General features: G+C 63.4%; 17 protein-coding genes. 4 read left to right on the top strand and 13 right to left on the bottom strand.

All coding sequences use genetic code 11. The annotated features are described in order from the left end of the window. Positions 1-145: 145 nt before the first annotated feature. Complete coding sequence (locus CK501_RS02195; RefSeq protein WP_143421369.1) at positions 146-1,102, top strand: hypothetical protein; 957 nt, start codon at positions 146-148, stop codon at positions 1,100-1,102. Positions 1,103-1,116: 14 nt separating this feature from the next. Here CK501_RS02195 and CK501_RS02200 read toward each other — a convergent pair whose 3' ends face one another. The 3 genes from CK501_RS02200 to CK501_RS02210 all read right to left on the bottom strand — a co-directional run bounded on the left by CK501_RS02200 (position 1,117) and on the right by CK501_RS02210 (position 3,690). Further along, positions 1,117-1,368 carry a hypothetical protein gene (locus tag CK501_RS02200; RefSeq protein ID WP_095616082.1) on the bottom strand — a complete coding sequence of 84 codons (252 nt, stop codon included), beginning with the start codon at positions 1,366-1,368 and terminating at the stop codon, positions 1,117-1,119. Between the two features lie 112 nt (positions 1,369-1,480). Next, entirely contained in the window at positions 1,481-2,791 is a 1,311-nt protein-coding gene (locus CK501_RS02205; RefSeq protein WP_095616083.1) for a serine hydrolase domain-containing protein, read from the bottom strand. Positions 2,792-2,850: 59 nt separating this feature from the next. Continuing rightward, positions 2,851-3,690 (bottom strand): ion transporter, encoded by an 840-nt coding sequence (locus tag CK501_RS02210; protein ID WP_095616084.1) that lies wholly within the window; start codon positions 3,688-3,690, stop codon positions 2,851-2,853. A gap of 143 nt (positions 3,691-3,833) precedes the next feature. Between CK501_RS02210 and CK501_RS02215 the strand changes: the two genes are divergently transcribed. Beyond that, the gene (locus CK501_RS02215) at positions 3,834-4,436 is read left to right on the top strand and encodes a TetR/AcrR family transcriptional regulator (RefSeq protein WP_095616085.1); all 603 of its coding nucleotides are present in this window, start codon (positions 3,834-3,836) and stop codon (positions 4,434-4,436) included. 47 nt (positions 4,437-4,483) lie between these two features. Then, positions 4,484-5,710 (top strand): NADH:flavin oxidoreductase/NADH oxidase family protein, encoded by a 1,227-nt coding sequence (locus CK501_RS02220; protein ID WP_095616086.1) that lies wholly within the window; start codon positions 4,484-4,486, stop codon positions 5,708-5,710. 9 nt (positions 5,711-5,719) lie between these two features. Here the strand turns inward: CK501_RS02220 and CK501_RS02225 are convergent, their stop codons facing one another. The 9 genes from CK501_RS02225 to CK501_RS02265 form a co-directional block, all read right to left on the bottom strand. Continuing rightward, positions 5,720-6,631: an alpha/beta fold hydrolase gene (locus tag CK501_RS02225; RefSeq protein WP_233128826.1), complete on the bottom strand. Its 912-nt coding sequence runs from the start codon at positions 6,629-6,631 to the stop codon at positions 5,720-5,722. Further along, positions 6,621-9,692 carry an efflux RND transporter permease subunit gene (locus CK501_RS02230; RefSeq protein WP_095616087.1) on the bottom strand — a complete coding sequence of 1,024 codons (3,072 nt, stop codon included), beginning with the start codon at positions 9,690-9,692 and terminating at the stop codon, positions 6,621-6,623. The genes CK501_RS02225 and CK501_RS02230 overlap by 11 nt, the downstream gene beginning before the upstream one ends. Positions 9,693-9,694: 2 nt before the next feature. Continuing rightward, positions 9,695-10,777 carry an efflux RND transporter periplasmic adaptor subunit gene (locus tag CK501_RS02235; RefSeq protein ID WP_095616088.1) on the bottom strand — a complete coding sequence of 361 codons (1,083 nt, stop codon included), beginning with the start codon at positions 10,775-10,777 and terminating at the stop codon, positions 9,695-9,697. Further along, a complete protein-coding gene (locus tag CK501_RS02240; RefSeq protein ID WP_095616089.1) occupies positions 10,774-11,427 on the bottom strand; it encodes a TetR/AcrR family transcriptional regulator in 654 nt (217 codons plus the stop codon). Before CK501_RS02240 ends, CK501_RS02235 begins: the two co-directional genes overlap by 4 nt. Before the next feature lie 85 nt (positions 11,428-11,512). Next, a complete protein-coding gene (locus CK501_RS02245; protein WP_095616090.1) occupies positions 11,513-12,178 on the bottom strand; it encodes an SCO family protein in 666 nt (221 codons plus the stop codon). After that, positions 12,178-13,080, bottom strand: coding sequence for a heme o synthase (gene cyoE / locus CK501_RS02250; protein WP_095616091.1), 903 nt, complete (start codon positions 13,078-13,080; stop codon positions 12,178-12,180). Before cyoE ends, CK501_RS02245 begins: the two co-directional genes overlap by 1 nt. 15 nt (positions 13,081-13,095) lie before the next feature. Next, the gene (locus CK501_RS02255; protein WP_095616092.1) at positions 13,096-14,157 is read right to left on the bottom strand and encodes a COX15/CtaA family protein; all 1,062 of its coding nucleotides are present in this window, start codon (positions 14,155-14,157) and stop codon (positions 13,096-13,098) included. A 14-nt stretch (positions 14,158-14,171) separates the two neighbouring features. After that, the gene (locus CK501_RS02260) at positions 14,172-14,768 is read right to left on the bottom strand and encodes a hypothetical protein (RefSeq protein WP_095616093.1); all 597 of its coding nucleotides are present in this window, start codon (positions 14,766-14,768) and stop codon (positions 14,172-14,174) included. Then, entirely contained in the window at positions 14,769-15,479 is a 711-nt protein-coding gene (locus tag CK501_RS02265; RefSeq protein ID WP_095616094.1) for an SURF1 family protein, read from the bottom strand. Positions 15,480-15,524: 45 nt separating this feature from the next. Here CK501_RS02265 and CK501_RS02270 point away from each other — a divergent pair, with 45 nt between their 5' ends. Then, positions 15,525-15,731: a DUF2909 domain-containing protein gene (locus tag CK501_RS02270; protein ID WP_095616095.1), complete on the top strand. Its 207-nt coding sequence runs from the start codon at positions 15,525-15,527 to the stop codon at positions 15,729-15,731. 16 nt (positions 15,732-15,747) lie between these two features. On the opposite strand, the gene CK501_RS02275 is transcribed toward CK501_RS02270, so the two are convergent. Beyond that, a complete protein-coding gene (locus CK501_RS02275; protein ID WP_095616096.1) occupies positions 15,748-16,635 on the bottom strand; it encodes a cytochrome c oxidase subunit 3 in 888 nt (295 codons plus the stop codon). Positions 16,636-16,662 lie beyond the last annotated feature (27 nt).

Here is a 16,662-nt window from a genome sequence, read left to right on the forward strand (position 1 = left end):
AACGCGCTTGTGTTTCAGGGCGTACACCAGTGTCCTGGCCGTTCTCCTGACGGCCGGGCTCACCGGCTGTGACCTCGACACCGGCTCCTCCGGGGGCGGCCCGGGGTCCTGCACGGATGGCTTCACCTTCGAGGATCCGTCGCAGGTGCAGTACGGGTCGCTGACCATCGATGGGGATCAGAACACCAATCCAGCTGGCGCTGATATCGAAAAAACACTGTTCCGCCAGTTCGCAAGGATTGCAGAACCGGCTGACGGGACTGAGAATCAGAATCGGGCAAAGGAAGCCTATGGTTTCTTCAAAAAAGAGACTGAAAAATTCATAGGGTTCGAGGAAAACAACCTGCCGAACTACAACAAGGTGAAAAACGGTTTTGACCTACTTGAGGCTATGATCGCCTCCGGCAATGTCGCCCCCCTCCAGACGGCCCGGGATGCCATGGCGAACTGCGTTCGCGAGGATGCCCCCGGCAGCATCAGGGTCAACACACTGAAAGTCACGGAAACAGAGCCCCCCGAAGACGAACGGGAAACATGGGAGCTGGGCGTGAACTACGCTCACAACCCGGAACCGCTAACGGATCCCACCCCCTTTGGCCCTAACGTCGCGCGCGTGGCTTTCACACCGGAAAGCTTTGTGTTCACGCTCTACCCCAACCAGGCCTTCGAAGGGATCGGGCCGTCTTCCGGGTTCAAACAGCCAAGCAAGCTGATTGCCGGATTCAACGCGGACTTTGAGGAAACCGTGAACGACGAGGAGAGTTCCGGGGATTCAGAAAACGGCGAGAATGAGGGAGATCCTGACTCGGTGATTTTCGAGTCCTTTCTCGATAATACCCAGGATGACCGGGGAGATGATCGCAGTCAGACCGACCGCTGGTCATGGAGTTCGCAGGAAGGAACAGAGGTGTTCAGCGACACGACAATCAGGTGTGTACGCATTACGGCTTACTATGGAGAAGTCAACGCCAATGATCAGGTTGAGGTTGAACTCGACTCAGAAACTTGTCCTGGCATCAGCAGCGCTGCAACCCTCGATGATCCTGAGGACACGTTCAGCTACAAATCAGCCGACCCAGGCGTCGATCAGGCCCGGAACTGAGCAGCCGTGCGGTCTCACCGCCGGCTGCACCCTGTATCCATACCCCACTGCTCCATGAAGGCCCGCTTCTTGCGGATCAGGCGCTCGTAGGTGCTGACAATGCTGGCGCTGTGCGCTGTGGGTGATTCCCGAAGGGCATCCACCCGTTCCTGCAGTGACCGCAGTTCACTGCAGAGCCGCTGATGAAGATGGTCGTGGACACTTTCGAACTGATCTAGGGCAATATCGGTCTCAGCCCTCATCACATCCTGTTGTTCGCTGCGCATCGTAATAACCCGTCCCTGCCTGGTTATATTGACTACTTTTTGCGCATTCTGCCCCGACTGACATCGGATTGCAATAAGATGTGAACAGGCTTTCACTATTTTACATAAGCGATCAGGTTGCGCCCGGAATACCCTGAACGACTCCCAGCGGCCGCTCCGACTCTTCCAGTACAGGGAAACTGCTGCACACCTGGTTCACAAAGCCCGCCAGCACCGGCAGATGATGCCCCACGATGGGGATACCGGTATTGATCAGTGACACGCTGATGTCACGGCTCGGGTCGGCCCAGCACCACTTGTTGATCAGACCCACGTGCCCGAAGGCCTCGCCCGACTGCGGCCCCCAGAGCCCCACCGGGTCCGCCCCCAGCATGAAGCCGGCGCTGAAGCGCATGGGGATCATCATGGTGCGGTCAATCTGCATGCGCCCGTAGGCCTGTACCGCGCGGATGACCGTCTGGCGGTCACAGATGCGCTTACCGTTCCAGGTGCCCCCATTGAGCATCATCTGGAAGAAGCGCCCCATCTCCTCGGCGGTGCCGCACAGGTTGCCCGCGGGGATGACCGCCTCCTGGAAGCGCGGATCGTTGCTGACCTCGGCCACGGTATTGATGTCACCGCCCAGGGCCCGGCGCACGATCCAGGACACCGGGAACACCAGTTTCGGGCCGGTAGCGTAGTTCCAGGCCAGATCCAGCAGGCTGTCGTGGTCAATGCCGTAGGTGAAGTAACGCATGCCCATGGGCTGGCGCAGGCGCTTGTCCAGCAGGCTTTCAATGCTTTCGCCGGTAACCCGGCGAACCACTTCACCCAGGACGTAGCCACCGGTAATGGCATGGTAGGCCACCGTGCTGCCGTCCGCCTCGATCGGTCGCGCGTCGCACAGCAGTTTCCAGATGTAGCGCTCGTCCCAGAGCGCATCGATGGGCGTGTTCCTGGGCAGCCCCGGGATACCGCCACGATGGGACAGGATCTGGTGGATGGTGATGTGCTTCTTGCCGTTGCGGGCGAACTCCGGGCAGTAGAAGCTGACCGGGTCCAGCAGATTGATGAGGCCATCCTCCGCCAGCATATGCACGAGCAGGGCGGTCACGGCCTTGGAGGCTGAGAAATAGCAGACGGGGGTCTCGGGTGTCATGGGTACCCGGGGCCCATCGGGGCGGTCCTCGGGCCCGTTGCCCTGGGCATGGCCAAGGGCGCGGTTCAGCAGAAGCTGGCCCCGGTGGCGCAGCGTGATCTGAAGGCCCGGATGGGTACCGGTACGGTACAGCGCGGCCACCTTCTCCCAGACGGCCTCAACGGACTCGCTGCTCACACCCGCTTCGGCGGGGTTCTGCTCCCCGTCCCTGTCCACGGCCGTGACCGTATCCAGATCCCCCGGGATGCGGCTGCTGTGAAGCCGTTTCCTGAGCCATTCGTTCATCGGAGCTGCTCCCTCCTGTCGTTCCCTTGATCAATGTGACATTCCAGTATGGCATGGAATCAGCCGCTGCGCGTGCCCTCCTTGCGCTCCAGGCTGTTCTCAATGCGATCCAGCTGCTGCTGGAGCTCCTGCATGCGTTCATGGATCCGGTGCACCTCCACCGCCTCGCCCTCACCGTTCTCCTCGTCCACACGCTGGCTTTCCTTCTCCATCACCTGCAGCACGATGCCGATCATCATGTTCAGGAAAATGAAGGCCGTCAGGAACAGGAAACTCAGGTAATAGATCCAGCTCAGCGGGTACACCTCCTGGGTCTCGTACATCACATCCGTCCAGTCCTCGAAGGTCGCGATGCGGAACAGCGTCAGCATGGAGCGGGCGATATTGCCCCAGAGGAAGTCATTGATGTGGCCAAACAGGAAGCTGCCAAAGGCCCCGTAGATGTAGAAAATGATGAACATCAGCAGCACCACGTAGCCCATGCGCGGGATGGCCTTGAACAGCGACGCCATCAGGATGCGCAGCTCCGGGATCAGCGACACCAGGCGCAGGACCCGGAAAATGCGCAGCAGCCGTGCCAGAAGCACCATTTCCGAGTCGTTGATGGGGATGAGGCTGGCCACCACGATGATGAAATCGAACACGTTCCAGCGCTCGCGAAAGAAGTCCCGCAGGCGCTCCTCCGCCGCCATCCGGATCAGGATCTCGATCAGGAAGAAGACCGTCACCGCCCAGTCCAGTACACCCATCACCTGGTCGAACCGGCTGACGCCCTCGTAGGTACGGGCGCCGATGAGCAGGGCGGAAACGATGATGATGCTGATCACCGCGCCCTCGAAGAGGCGGTTACGGTGCAGCGCGTCGAGTCGGCGCTTCAGGTCGCTGGCACTCTGGGCCATTCACTGAACCTCCTGTGAACGGAAAACGGCATTATCACTGATCCACCCCTTTCAGACGAGGATTTGACCTCCCTTCGGAGAACAGATAGTGTTCAGAATATCGAGTAGACGACCGGTCTAATTGGCACAGAAAGTCAATCATCATGACAAAACCCCAGCGCAATCCCAACCTTCGCCAGGAACTCCTTGAAGCTGGTGTTCACCTGCTGTCCGAACAGGGGTACCACGGCACCGGTATCAAGGAGATCCTGGACCGGGTCAAGGTCCCCAAGGGGTCCTTCTATCACTACTTCAGCAGTAAGGAAGGCTTCACCGCCGAGATCATCGAGGATTACACCGAGGGTCTTCTGGCGCTGATGGACCGCCACCTGGACCAGCCCCGCGACTCCGCCCGCGAGACCATCCGCCAGATGTACGGGCTGATGATCACCGAGTTTGAACGCCGGGGCTGCATCCGGGGCTGCCTGCTGGGCAACCTGGCCGCCGAAATCGGCGCGGCCAGCCAGCAGTGCCAGCAGGCCCTTCAGAAAGGTTACCGCGACTGGCGGGAACGGTTTGTGCCGCTGGTGGAGCAGGGCCAGCGCACGGGTGAGTTCCGAGACGACATGCCCGCCAGCGCCCTGAGCGACATCTTCTGGAACCACTGGGAGGGCGGCATCCTGCGCATGAAGCTCGAGGGCCAGGCCGACCTGCTGCGTGCCGACCTCGACTGGCTTCTGGACCGCCTGATGGCGCCCGCCCCCTGAATGCCCCTGATTTCCGATTCCAATCCCTTTTATGGAGTATCCGTTCCATGGCAACACCCACACTGAATGACGAGAAAACACTGCAGCGCGGCCGCCCCATCAAGAACCGCCTGAGCAAGTCCGCCATGAGCGAGCAGCTGGGCAACGCCCGGCACGACCCCGATGAACGGCTCGCCCGCCTGTACCGGGCCTGGGCCGACGGCGGCATCGGCCTGTCCATGACCGGCAACGTCATGATCGACCGCAATGCCCTGGGCGAACCGAAGAACGTGGTGCTGGACGAACAGTCCGACCTGGACGCCTTCCGGAACTGGGCTGAACAGGGCCAGGCCAATGCCACCCAGGTGTGGATGCAGCTCAACCATCCCGGCAAGCAGATCCCCAGGTTCCTGAACAGCCAGCCGGTAGCGCCTTCCGCGGTGCCGCTGGGTGGCGGGCTGGAGAAGATGTTCGCCACGCCCCGGGCCCTGGAGGGAGATGAGATCCAGGCCATCATCGGCCAGTTCGCCCGTTCCGCTCACCTTGCGAAGGAAACCGGCTTCTCGGGGGTCCAGATCCACGGCGCTCACGGCTACCTGGTCAGCCAGTTCCTCTCTCCCCGCCACAACCAGCGTGACGATGAATGGGGTGGCTCACCGGAGAACCGCCGCCGCTTCGTGCTGGCCGTTCATGAGGCCATCCGTGAGGTGGTGGGCCCGGACTTTCCGGTGGGCATCAAGCTCAACTCGGCGGATTTCATGAAGGATGGCTTCAGCGAAGAGGAATCCATGGATGTGGTGCGGGCACTCACCGAAGCCGGTATCGATCTCATCGAGATTTCCGGCGGCACCTATGAGGCGCCCGCCATGACCGGCTTCAAGGCCAAGAAGGAAAACGCCCGTGAAGCCTACTTCCTGGATTACGCGGACGCGGTCCGCCGCCACACGGACGTTCCGCTGATGGTCACCGGCGGCTTCCGTTCCGCCACCGCCATGCAGCAGGCGCTGGACTCCGGGGCCACCGATTTCATCGGCCTGGCCCGCCCGATGGCCGTGGACCCGGAGCTGCCACGCACCCTGCTCAGCAATCCGCAGGCGAAGCTGGCCATCAAGCGGCCGTCCACCGGCTTCAAGGGGCTCGACAAGGCACTGATGCTGGACATCACCTATTACGAGTCCCACCTGGCCCGCCATGCCGACGGCAAGAAGCCCCGGCCCGGGCTCAGCCCCTGGATCACCGTGGCCAGTACCTTCAGCGCGATGGGCGCAAACGCGTTCAAGCCACGCCGGGGCTGAACACGGCCCTCAGCCGGGCTCGTCGGCCCGGCGCGCCAGGGCGATCGTCTGGTCCACGATCCGGTTGACCAGTTCATCCGGCAGGTCATGGCCCATGCCCCGGATCCAGGCCAGACGTGCCCCCGGGATCAGCCGGTGCAACCGGCGTGCGGCCTGGGGCCGGATCAGGGGATCGGCGGTGCCGTGCAGGATCAGGGTGGGCGCGTGGATGCGGCGACTGTAGCCCGACAGATCACCGGTAGCGAGGATGGCCCGCATCTGACGCAGTATCCCCTTGGGCCGGTAACTGCGGTGGTAGTCGGCACGGATGTGGCGTTCCGTCTCCACCAGGTCGCGCGGGTACGCCGGGCTCTGGATCCGCTTCCAGAGTCCCAGCCCCCGGGCGACGGCCGCCTCCTCGTCATGGCCTTTGACGCCACCACCCTGGAGCCACCAGATCACCTCCGGTTTGGGCATGGGCATGCGCGGACTGTTGTTGGACGTCATGACCAGCGACAGACTGCGCACCCGCCGGGGATGGGTCGCCGCCATCAGCTGGCCGATCATGCCACCCATGGAGACCCCCTTAACGTGGGCACTCTGGATGCCGAGGGCATCCATCAGCCCCACAGCGTCGCGGACATGATCATGAAGGGTGTAGGGCGCGTCCGGCTTCAGGCCCATCCGGAACCGGGCCATGGCCATCACGGGATGGCCGTCCACCGGCGCCTCTATCTCCGAGGAAAGACCGATGTCCCGGTTATCGTACCGGATCACCCGGAAACCTGCGCGGGCGTAGCGCTCCAGCATGGCTTCCGGCCACAGGGTCATCTGTGCCCCCAGACCCATGATCAATAACAGAGGTGGCCCCTCCGGGTCGCCCCGTTCCTCCACGCAGAACGTCAGACCATTGCTTTCGATGTACCGGGTTTCAGGTGTCACTCTTACCTCCTCTGCCGGGCAGCCAACGCTCGCCCAGCAACAGCAGAATCGGGGTAACCAGCAGCGTAAGCACGGTGGCAAAGGCCAGACCGCCTGCAATGGCGCTGGAAAGCTGGGTCCACCACTGGGTGGACGGGGCGTTGATGCCCAGCGCGGGGGTGAGCAGGTCCACGTTCACTCCCAGCACCATGGGCATCAGGCCCAGTATTGTGGTCACGGCCGTCAGAAGGACCGGCCGCAGACGCAGGCATCCGGTCTCAAGGGCGGCCTCATAGGGTGACAGCCCCTCCCTGCGCATCACATTGAAGGTGTCGATCAGCACGATGTTGTTGTTCACCACAATGCCGGCCAGCGCAATGATGCCCATACCCACCATCACCACGCCGAAGGGCTGGGCATTGAGCAGCAGCCCCAGCAGCACGCCGGCCGTGGACAGCACAATCGCGGAGAGGACCAGAACCGCCTGATAGAGGCTGTTGAACTGGGTCACCATGATGGTGAACATCAGGAACAGGGCGACCGCGAACGCGCTGCTCAGGAACCGGGCCGACTCCTGCTGATCCTCGTTCTCACCGGCCACTTCCACGCGGATACCATCCGGCAGTGACGGCATGGCCGACTGCAGCGTCTCCAGCCGCTCCGTAACCTGCTCGCCGGAGGCCACATCCGCCTTGATGGTGATGGCCCGCTGGCCATCCACGCGCTTGATAACGCCCGTCTTGGGCGCCGGCTCAAGATCCATGAAGTTGGTGATCGGCACCTGGCCGCCTTCCGTGGGCAGGGTCAGGCGCTCGAACTGGTCCAGGTTGCGCCACAGCTCTGGCAGCCGCACCAGGATATCCACCTCATCCCGCACGCCCTCCGGCCGATAGGTGGACAGCACCAGGCCGTTGGTCACCAGCCGGACCACATTGCCCACGCTGACCACATCGGCCCCGAAGCGCGATGCCGCCTCACGGTCCACGTCGATCTGCCACTCGATGCCGGGCAGGCTGCGGTCATCCTCGACATCCACGAAACCACCCACTTCCTCCATGGTGGCTCGTATCCGATCCGTGGCCGTATCCAGTTTCTGCTCACCCACACCGCGCACCTGAAGCTCCACGGGCTTACCCTGGCCGGGCCCCTGCTGCTGCTGCCGGAATTCCAGCTTGATGCCGGGAATATCGCGGGTGCGCTCCTGCAGATCCGCCAGTATCCGGCTGGCCGGGCGGCGCTTCTCCCAGTCCACCAGCTGGAACTGGATGGTGCCGATCACATCCGGCGCCATCTGGTCCCCGGCACTGGCCCGGGAACGGGCGTACAGTGCCTCGACCTCCCGGAGCCCGTACATCCGTTTCTCCACTTCCCGGACGATGGCGTCGCGTTCGTGCACGGAGAGGTCGCCACGGGCCCGGATGTGCACCTGGGCGGAATCCGGCTCCACGTCCGGAAAGAACTCAACGCCATGATTGAAGGCCCCGTAGGCGCCGTAGATGCCGGCCATGGCCACCAGGAGCAGCAGAAGGGTACGGCCGGGCCAGGTCAGGGAGCGGTCCAGCAGCCGCCGGTACGCCTGACCGAAACGGCTCGGCCGGTTATCGCCGCCTTTCGCGCGCCCCCCGCTGACCCCACCCAGTATGGGCAGGAAGATCAGTGCCATGGCCAGTGACATGAGCAGACAGAGGATCACCGTGATCGGCAGGAACTTCATGAATTCACCCACCACCCCGGGCCAGAACAGCAGCGGGATGAACACCGCCAGGGTGGTGGCCGTCGAGGCAATGACCGGCCAGGCCATGCGGATGGCGGCCTCGGCCCAGGCCTCGCGCGACGGCATGCCTGCCAGGCGGTTCCGGTCCGCCAGTTCCGACACCACGATGGCGCCGTCCACCAGCATGCCGGCGACCAGGATCAGGCTGAACAGGACCACGATGTTGAGGGTATAGCCCAGCAGCCAGATCAGGAGGATACCGGAAAGGAAGGCACCCGGAATGGTCAGGCCCACCAGCAGCGCTGAACGTGGGCCCATGACGGCCACCACGATGACCAGCACCAGCACGATGGCGGTCAGGACGTTGTTGAGCAGGTCGGAAAGGATGTCATTCACCTCATCCGACTGGTCCATGATGGTGGTGATCCGCACCGCATCCGGCAGCCGCTCGCGCGCCTGATCCATCAGGTTCTGGACCTTCTGGACAGTCTCGATGATGTTCGCGCCTGTGCGCTTGGAGATTTCCAGGACCACCGCGGGTTCGCCGTTGATGCGCGCGAAGCCCTCCGGATCCTTGAAGGTGCGCTGGAGGGTGGCGACGTCCCCGAAGGTGACCACGGAATCGTCCGCCACCTTCAGGGGCATGGACATGACATCCTCCAGGGTTTCGACCACCCCGGGCACCTTGAGGGCCATGCGGCCGGCACCGGTATCGAGACTGCCGGCCGCCACCAGCTGGTTGTTGCGGGCCACCCGGTTCCCCAGGGTGGCGTAGTCGATCCCGTAGCTGTCCAGAACCTGCGGGTCCACGACCACCTCGACCATGTCCTCCCGGTCACCGGCGATCTCGACCTCCAGCACTTCCGGAATGCCCTCCATCTCGTTCTGGAGATCCCGCGCCATACGGATCAGTTCCGGCTCGGACAATGGCCCCGAAAGACCAATGGTCAGTACCGGGAAGAGGCCCACATTGACCTCGTTCACGCGCGGTTCCTCGGCTTCCGAGGGAAGGTCCGCCCGGGCAATGTCCACCTTTTCGCGCACGTCCTGAAGCGCCTGATCGGCGTCAAAGCCGGCGTCGAATTCCAGCATGACCGAGGCATGGCCCTCACTGGCCGTCGAGCTCATCTCCTCCACACCTTCCAGCGAGCGAAGCTCCTGTTCCATCGGGCGGACCAGCAGCCGCTCGCCGTCCTCCGGGCTTACCCCCTCCAGCGCCATGGAGACATAGATCATGGGGATGGGAATATCGGGGTTGGCTTCCCTGGGAATGGTCTGGAAGGCCACGATGCCGGCCACCACAAGGAAGATGAGGGTGAGTATGGTGGTGCGTGCCCGGTCCAGGGCCGCGTTGATGAGGCCGCGCATGCTCAGTCCCCGTTCCCGCCGGCAGCGACCGGTATAACCTGCTCACCTTCGCGGACAAAACCGGCGCCGCGGGTGATCAGTCGCGTGCGCAGCGGCAGGCCGGTCACCCAGGCGCCATCATCATCGGTGCTCAGAAGGCGCACAGGAGTGAACACCACCTCATCGTCAGCGGAGACATGGCGGACGCCCAGACGGCCCGCCTCATTGAGCCTGAGATGCGCCGGGGAAAGGCGTGTGGCCAGTTCCGGCGCCAGGCCGATGCGCAGCGTGGCGCTGGAACCGGCCACACGCCAGTTGTCGGGATTGGGCACGGCAGCCTCAATGCGGAAGCTTCGGGTTTCCGGGTGCGCGGAGTGGGCAATGAAAGACAATTTGCCGCTGAGCTCCCGTCCATCAAGAAGCTCCACCCGCACGGACTGGCCATTGGCGAGTTTCCCGGCCTTCTGCTGGGGAACACGGCCACTGACCTTCAGACGCCGGGTCTGCACCAGCGCCACAAGGGGGTCGCCGGGCTGGAGCTCGTCCCCGATCTCGGCTTCATGGCTGTTGATGCTGCCATCGAACGGCGCCTCGGGCGTCAGGTCATCGAGTGCGATCCTGGCCTGTTCCAGCGCCGCCTCGGCCGCTGCCATTTCGGCACGCCGCGCCAGGTACTCGGACTGGGAGGCCAGGTCCGCGCCACGCAGCCGGGAAGCAGCCTCGACATCCGTACGCGCGCGCTCCAGTTCGGCCCGGGCCCTTTCCACCTGCTCCTCCCGGTCCTCCTCGGAAAGCCGGGCGATGCGGTCGCCTTGGGCGATCTCGGTACCGAGGGGCTCAAGACTTTCCAGCTGTGCCGCAACGCGACTGCGGATCACCACGCTGCGCCAGGGCTCAACCTGGCCCTGGATCACCACCTCCGGCTGGAAAGGCGTCGCCAGACGCTCGCTCACCTCAACCCGTGCCAGCGATGCTTCCGACTCCTCGTAGGGATCCTCCATGTTGCTGGCACTGCGGCGGACGTCGCCGCTGAGCAGCCAGAGCACCAGAAGAATGACGAGCACGATCGCCATGGCGACCGGTCCGCGTGGGATTCTGTTGATCATTGGGCTATCTCCCTTCCCTGGACCGGATCCGGCCCTGTCAGGCCAGCGACGATGAATTCCACCACATGCTCAAAATAGGCCTCGAGACTGGGGGTCCCATGGCGCTCCGGGCCCAGGCCACCGGCGGCAATACGCTCCATGACGCCCTGGAAGATGGCATCCACGCCCCAGAACAGGCCCTCAATGGGTTTGTCCGGTACCTCCCCCGCTTCGATGGCGGCCCGGACCAACTCGTGGAACAGTACCTGGTAGTCCCGGTCCAGGGCCTCCATCGCCGCGCGCTCGTCTTCCCCCAGGCGGGCCTGGAGTTCCGGGCGGTCGCAGTGCAGGCACAGTTGGACATCCACGGGGTGGGCCTGCATCAGGGCAAAGGCTTCGTGCAGGACGCGCCGGATGCTTTGCAGAGGGGTTCCGGCCGGCTCCAGGGCACGGTAATGGGTCAGACAGTCGCGGGAGAAACCCAGGGCAAGACGGGCATAGATGCTCTCCTTGCTGCTGAAGTGCTTGTAGACCGTACCCTTGGCGACACCGGCATGCTGGGCGAGCTGGGCGATGGTAACGCGTTCCCAGCCGCTGTCGCGGAACAGTGACAGAGCGGTATCCAGCAGCAGAGTTTCCCGCTGCTGGAAGAGTTCATCCTGATAGCGCACCGATGCCGGACTCCTTTAGTGACCAACGGTCATTGTATGACCGTAAGTCACACCCGGCAAGCGACCCGGTTCCGGGGTTTCCGGGTCACTTCTTACCGGGTTGCCAGCTCTGGATGGCTTCGTAGGTGTCCGCCACGGTGTCGGCGTCAAAAGGCTTCTGGATCAGACCGGCCAGGCGGCCGCCCGGGGAGATGATCGAAAGGTGGGCGCTGTGCTCCACCACCGGATTGCCGCTTTCATCCGTGCTGTGGGTGAAGGTGGCGTTGAGGTCCGAGGCCAGGCTTCTCAGGGTTTCGATATCCCCCGTGAGGCCCCTGAAATCATCCCCGAAGAAGGTCACGTAGCGGCTCAGCGCTTCCGGCGTATCCCGTTCCGGGTCCGCGCTGATCATCAGGAACTGGGGCTCCGTGGCCCGGTCCGATATGCGTTTCTCCGCCTTGGACAGGGTTGCCATGGTGGTCGGGCAGATGTCCGGGCAATGGGTGAACCCCAGGAAGGCGAGTGTCCACTGGCCGCGGAGCATGGACTCGTCGACCGTCTCGCCCTGTTCATCCACAAGCGAGAAATCACCAATGGAGCGCGGCTCGTCATAGAGGTAGACGTTGTCTTCAGCCACTTCCGGCGGCTCGCTGCTTCCGGCGTTGCCGTACTGGGAGCCCACCCAGACGTTGTAGATGGTCAACGCCATGACGCCAGCGGCGACCGTGAAAAGAATGATGACGGTGATGGCGATGTTACGGTTCTGGGACATCAGATCTCCGGAAAGCGGACGAAGTGGTCAACCAGCAGGACGACGAACAACAGCATCAGGTAGGTGATGGAATACTTGAACGTATCCAGTGCCACACGCCGGTCATCCCCCCACCACAGGCGGAAGGCGTACTGCAGGAAGCGCAGCCCGAGCAGGGTAGCGCCCACCAGGTAGATCATGCCGGACATACCGGTTGCCACGGGCAGCAGGCTCACGGCCAACAGCATGAAGGTGTAGAGCAGGATGTGCAGTTCGGTGAAGCGGTTGCCGTGGGTGACGGGGAGCATGGGGATGTCGACCTGCGCGTACTCCTCCTTGCGATGGATCGCCAGGGCCCAGAAGTGGGGCGGCGTCCAGGCGAAGATGATCAGCACCAGCAGCAGGGCATTAGGGTCCACTGTTCCGGTCACGGCCGTCCACCCCAGCAGGGGCGGCATGGCCCCGGCCAGCCCGCCAATCACAATGTTCTGGGGAGTCGCGCGCTTGAGGAAAACCGTATAGATGATGGCATAGCCCACCAGCGAGGCGAGCGTCAGCCAGGCGGTCAGTATGTTGACCTGCCACACGAGCACCAGCATCCCGGCAAGGCCCAGGGTGGCGCTGAAGCCGAGGGCATCGGCATTGCTCAGGCGCCCGGTTGCGACCGGGCGGCGCCGCGTGCGGGCCATGCGGGCGTCAACCTCATGGTCCACGACATGGTTGATGACGGCGGCAGCGCCGGAAAGCAGGGCAATACCCAGGTTGCCCCAGAACACGGTGGCCAGCGAAGGCAGCCCGGGTTCGGCCACCAGCATGCCGATGATAACCGTCAGCAGCATCAGTGCGACCACCTTGGGCTTGGTCAGCTCAAGATAGTCGCGCCAGGTAATGGCTTGTTTCGCGGAGGCAGTGTTGTCACTCATAGGAAATTCCGGTACTCACGGATTCGAGGGCGCGACGCGCAGTCTTTCCACCCGCACGAGGAGATTGACGAGACCCAGCAGGAGAAAGGCCCCGAATGCGTTGTGGGCGATGGCGATCGCCAGGGGAACCTGGAGAAGAATGTTGAGAACACCCAGAGCAACCTGCACCAGGAGCAGCGCCAGCCCAGTACCGGCAGCGCCGGCAAGGGCGGATCCCCGCGCTTTTCGGATCACTGCCAAGAATAACGCACCAAGGGTCACCAGAACCACCAGTGCTCCGACGCGATGGCTCTGGTGGATGGCCACGCGCGCTTCATTGCCCAGCTGCCCCCCCAGGTAGTTGGGTCCCACGGACTGGAGGAGGTTGAAGCCCGCGGCGAAATCCATCTCCGGCCACAATGAGCCATGGCAGGTTGGCAGGTCCGTGCAGGCGACAGCGGCGTAGTTGGCGGCCGTCCAGGCTCCAAGCGCAATCTGCAGGACCAGCAGGACCAGTCCCCCATAGAGCCAAGGCCGCAGAGCCAGGATGCGGGCCCTGGGTTCCGGAGGCAGATCGTCATTGCCTGTTCGACCTTGAAGACGCCTGAACAGCAGGAACATGAGACAGAAGGTGGTAAAGCCACCCAGAAGATGAGCCGCCACCACCTGGGGCCAGAGGGACAGGGTGACGGTCCAGGCACCGAAAGCCGCCTGTAGTACCACGAACCCCGCCGCGAAGCTGGCCAGCCCGGCGGGGGCGCCCACCCTGCGGTGCCGGATGCAGGCGGCGGCAATGCCAAAGATCACAAGGCCCAGGGTGCCGGCCGCATAACGGTGGATCATTTCGGGCCAGCCCTTGCCGGCGTCAAAGGGGGCCTCGGGAAACCGGGCCTGCGCCTTTGCAATGGTCTCCTCACCACTGGGCACCGTCAGATGCCCATAGCAGCCGGGCCAGTCCGGGCAACCCAGGCCCGCATCCACCAGCCGGGTCCAGGCGCCGAGCAGGATCACGATCGTGGCCAGAACCAGGGCGCTGAGCGCGGCCCGGCGCAGACGTGGGAAAGCAGTGGCCGGTGAGCGGCCCGAAGCTGTACTCATCGTTTTATCCGGATTCAGCCAAGTGGGGAAACTTCCAGCAGATGTTCAAGGTCTTCCAGCACATCATCACCGGAATGACGCTGGTCGTAACGCAGGACCAGGTTGCCCATGGGATCGACGATAAAGACAGTCGCCCCGGCGCCATCCGCCGTGTACGCGGCCAGGGGATTGGCCTCCTCAGCGGAGAGCGTTACCAGTCGCCGGTCATCCGCACCCTCCGGTACGCTGCCATCCCTGCTGATGAAGCCACGGCGGACGCGATTCCAGTCGCGGTGCAGGAGCTGGTGGACGCTGCCTGTGCGGTCCAGCCATTCCACGCAGGCATCGCCGCAGTCTGAGGCGGTGACCAGGATCCACCACTTGGCGTCCTCGTTTTCCTGCAGGAAATGACTCCGGAATGGGTTGCCGTCCGGGTCCCGGATCCCCTGATCCAGTACCTGTTCGTTGCCCTCAACGAATTCGCCCCTGTTGGTGGTACTGCCCGGCATGCCCCAGCCGGTGTAATACATGACGGTGGCGGCAATCAGGGGCAGGATGGCGATCAGGAACAGCAGCGCTGCCTTGCGGCGGGCGCGCCGGGTTTCCTCGTCACTGAAACTGTTCTGGCTCACTCAGGACTCCTCATCTCGGCGAAAGCTGGTTGCGATGGTCAGGGTCAGCAGCACCACTGCCAGCCCGAACCACTGCACGGCATAGCCGTAGTGGGTTGCGGCCTCCATTCGGTCCGGTGTCCAGCCGGTGCGCAGCGCCCCGGGTTGCCCCTCATCCGTCAGCCGGACAGGAGCAGTGGCAACATTGGAAAAGCTTCCCCGGGCATCCGCCCGGTCCAGGCTGGCCACCCGTCTTGGCCAGCTCTCCCGATTGACCGCTTCGACCCGACCCAGCACCAATGGAGTGGGCCAGGACCACACATGGCCTTCAATGGTCAGCCTGCCGCCAGGTGTCTCGGGGTCCGGAAGGCGATCCCGGTCTGCGGGCGCGGCAATCCAGCCCCTGTTCACCACAACCGGTCCGTCCGCGGTATGGAAGGGCTGGAGCACCTCGTAGCCGGGCCGGCCATCCCGGGTCCGGTTGTCCAGAAGCCACTGGACCTCCGGATCATATTCACCCGAAAGCACCACCGGCTGCCCTTCGAGGGGACGCTCAACCGGCCATTCAACCGGCCCATCGGTATCCGACCAGCGGGCCTGGCGCTCCGCCTTGTCGAAGCCCCGATCTAGCTGCCATACGCCGAGCCCCAGCAGCAGCGGCAGAAACGCGATGGCGATCCCCCAGATGGCCCGATTCGGCCGCCAGCGCCATTGGCTCCGGGATCCGGTCATGCTCTGTTATAGTGATCGGGTTGTTTCAGCGTCAAGAGATCCGCCATGCTCAAGTTCCTGATCGTTCTCGTACTCATCGGCATCATTGCCAGCCTGACCAGCAGCTTCTTTTTCATGATGAAGGATGAGGGCAGCCGCCACAGGACCGTGAACGGACTGATCGTCCGGGTGTCACTGTCCGCGCTGCTGCTTGTTCTTATCGGAGCGGCGGCGGTGACGGGCAATCTGCAACTGAACGCGCCGCCCTTCTGAGCGGCGCACCAGCGGTTCAGATCACGTAGACGAAGACGAAAAGCATGATCCAGACCACGTCCACGAAGTGCCAGTACCAGGCACCCGCCTCATAGCCGAAGTGGTCGTGGGCGCTGAAATGGCCCTTGATCAGCCGCATCAGAACAACGAACAGGATAATCCCGCCCAGCAGTACGTGCAGGCCGTGGAAACCAGTCATCAGGAAGAAAATGCTGCCGTAGATCCCGGAATCCAGCGTCAGATTCAGATGGCTGTAGGCCTCAACGTACTCCTCGATCTGGAAGAACAGGAAGAGCGCACCCAGGGCCACGGTGGCCGCCAGCCAGTAGATGGTGGGCTTGCGCTTGTCGTACTTGAGTGCCTTGTGGGACAGCGTCAGCGTAATGGACGAGGCCACCAGGATCAGGGTGTTCAGAAGCGGCAGCCCCCAGGGGCCGATGACCGAATCCGGCCCGGCGAACTGGCTGTTATCCGGATTGGTCAGCAGCGGCCACTGGGCCTGGAAGCCTTCCCAGAGCATGTTGGCGGTGCCCTTGGCCCCTTCACCGCCCAGCCAGGGAACGGCGAAGAACCGGATGTAGAAGAGGCTGCCGAACAGTGCCGCGAAGAAAGCCACCTCGGAAAAGATGAACCAGCTCATACCCTGCCGGAAGGAACGATCCATCTGGGCGTCGTAGAGCCCCGCGCGGCTTTCGCGGATCACATCCCGGAGCCAGCCGGTGATCATGTAGATCAGGACCAGCGCCCCGACCGTGAACACGACCCAGGCTGTGGTGGTGGAATCCCCGTTGGACTGGTTCACCAGGACTGAGGACAGCCCGAAGAAGGTCAGGAGCATCCCGACGCTGCCCACAATGGGCCAGATGCTCGACTCCGGGACGTAATAGGACTGGTTGCTCGACATGCAGCCTCCGCTGTTCTTGTTCCGTTA

The organism is Halovibrio salipaludis (genome assembly GCF_002286965.1).
Lineage (GTDB): Bacteria > Pseudomonadota > Gammaproteobacteria > Pseudomonadales > Oleiphilaceae > Halospina > Halospina salipaludis.

What these genes read in the sequence shown, in the direction of transcription:
- CK501_RS02200 (WP_095616082.1), bottom strand. Translation starts at nt 1,368, where the DNA reads ATGCGCAGCGAACAACAGGATGTGATGAGGGCTGAGACCGATATTGCC.
- CK501_RS02230 (WP_095616087.1), bottom strand. Translation starts at nt 9,692, where the DNA reads ATGCGCGGCCTCATCAACGCGGCCCTGGACCGGGCACGCACCACCATA.
- CK501_RS02220 (WP_095616086.1), top strand. Translation starts at nt 4,484, where the DNA reads ATGGCAACACCCACACTGAATGACGAGAAAACACTGCAGCGCGGCCGC.
- CK501_RS02215 (WP_095616085.1), top strand. Translation starts at nt 3,834, where the DNA reads ATGACAAAACCCCAGCGCAATCCCAACCTTCGCCAGGAACTCCTTGAA.
- CK501_RS02275 (WP_095616096.1), bottom strand. Translation starts at nt 16,635, where the DNA reads ATGTCGAGCAACCAGTCCTATTACGTCCCGGAGTCGAGCATCTGGCCC.
- CK501_RS02270 (WP_095616095.1), top strand. Translation starts at nt 15,525, where the DNA reads ATGCTCAAGTTCCTGATCGTTCTCGTACTCATCGGCATCATTGCCAGC.
- CK501_RS02265 (WP_095616094.1), bottom strand. Translation starts at nt 15,479, where the DNA reads ATGACCGGATCCCGGAGCCAATGGCGCTGGCGGCCGAATCGGGCCATC.
- cyoE (WP_095616091.1), bottom strand. Translation starts at nt 13,080, where the DNA reads ATGAGTGACAACACTGCCTCCGCGAAACAAGCCATTACCTGGCGCGAC.
- CK501_RS02205 (WP_095616083.1), bottom strand. Translation starts at nt 2,791, where the DNA reads ATGAACGAATGGCTCAGGAAACGGCTTCACAGCAGCCGCATCCCGGGG.
- CK501_RS02255 (WP_095616092.1), bottom strand. Translation starts at nt 14,157, where the DNA reads ATGAGTACAGCTTCGGGCCGCTCACCGGCCACTGCTTTCCCACGTCTG.
- CK501_RS02210 (WP_095616084.1), bottom strand. Translation starts at nt 3,690, where the DNA reads ATGGCCCAGAGTGCCAGCGACCTGAAGCGCCGACTCGACGCGCTGCAC.
- CK501_RS02245 (WP_095616090.1), bottom strand. Translation starts at nt 12,178, where the DNA reads ATGTCCCAGAACCGTAACATCGCCATCACCGTCATCATTCTTTTCACG.
- CK501_RS02235 (WP_095616088.1), bottom strand. Translation starts at nt 10,777, where the DNA reads ATGATCAACAGAATCCCACGCGGACCGGTCGCCATGGCGATCGTGCTC.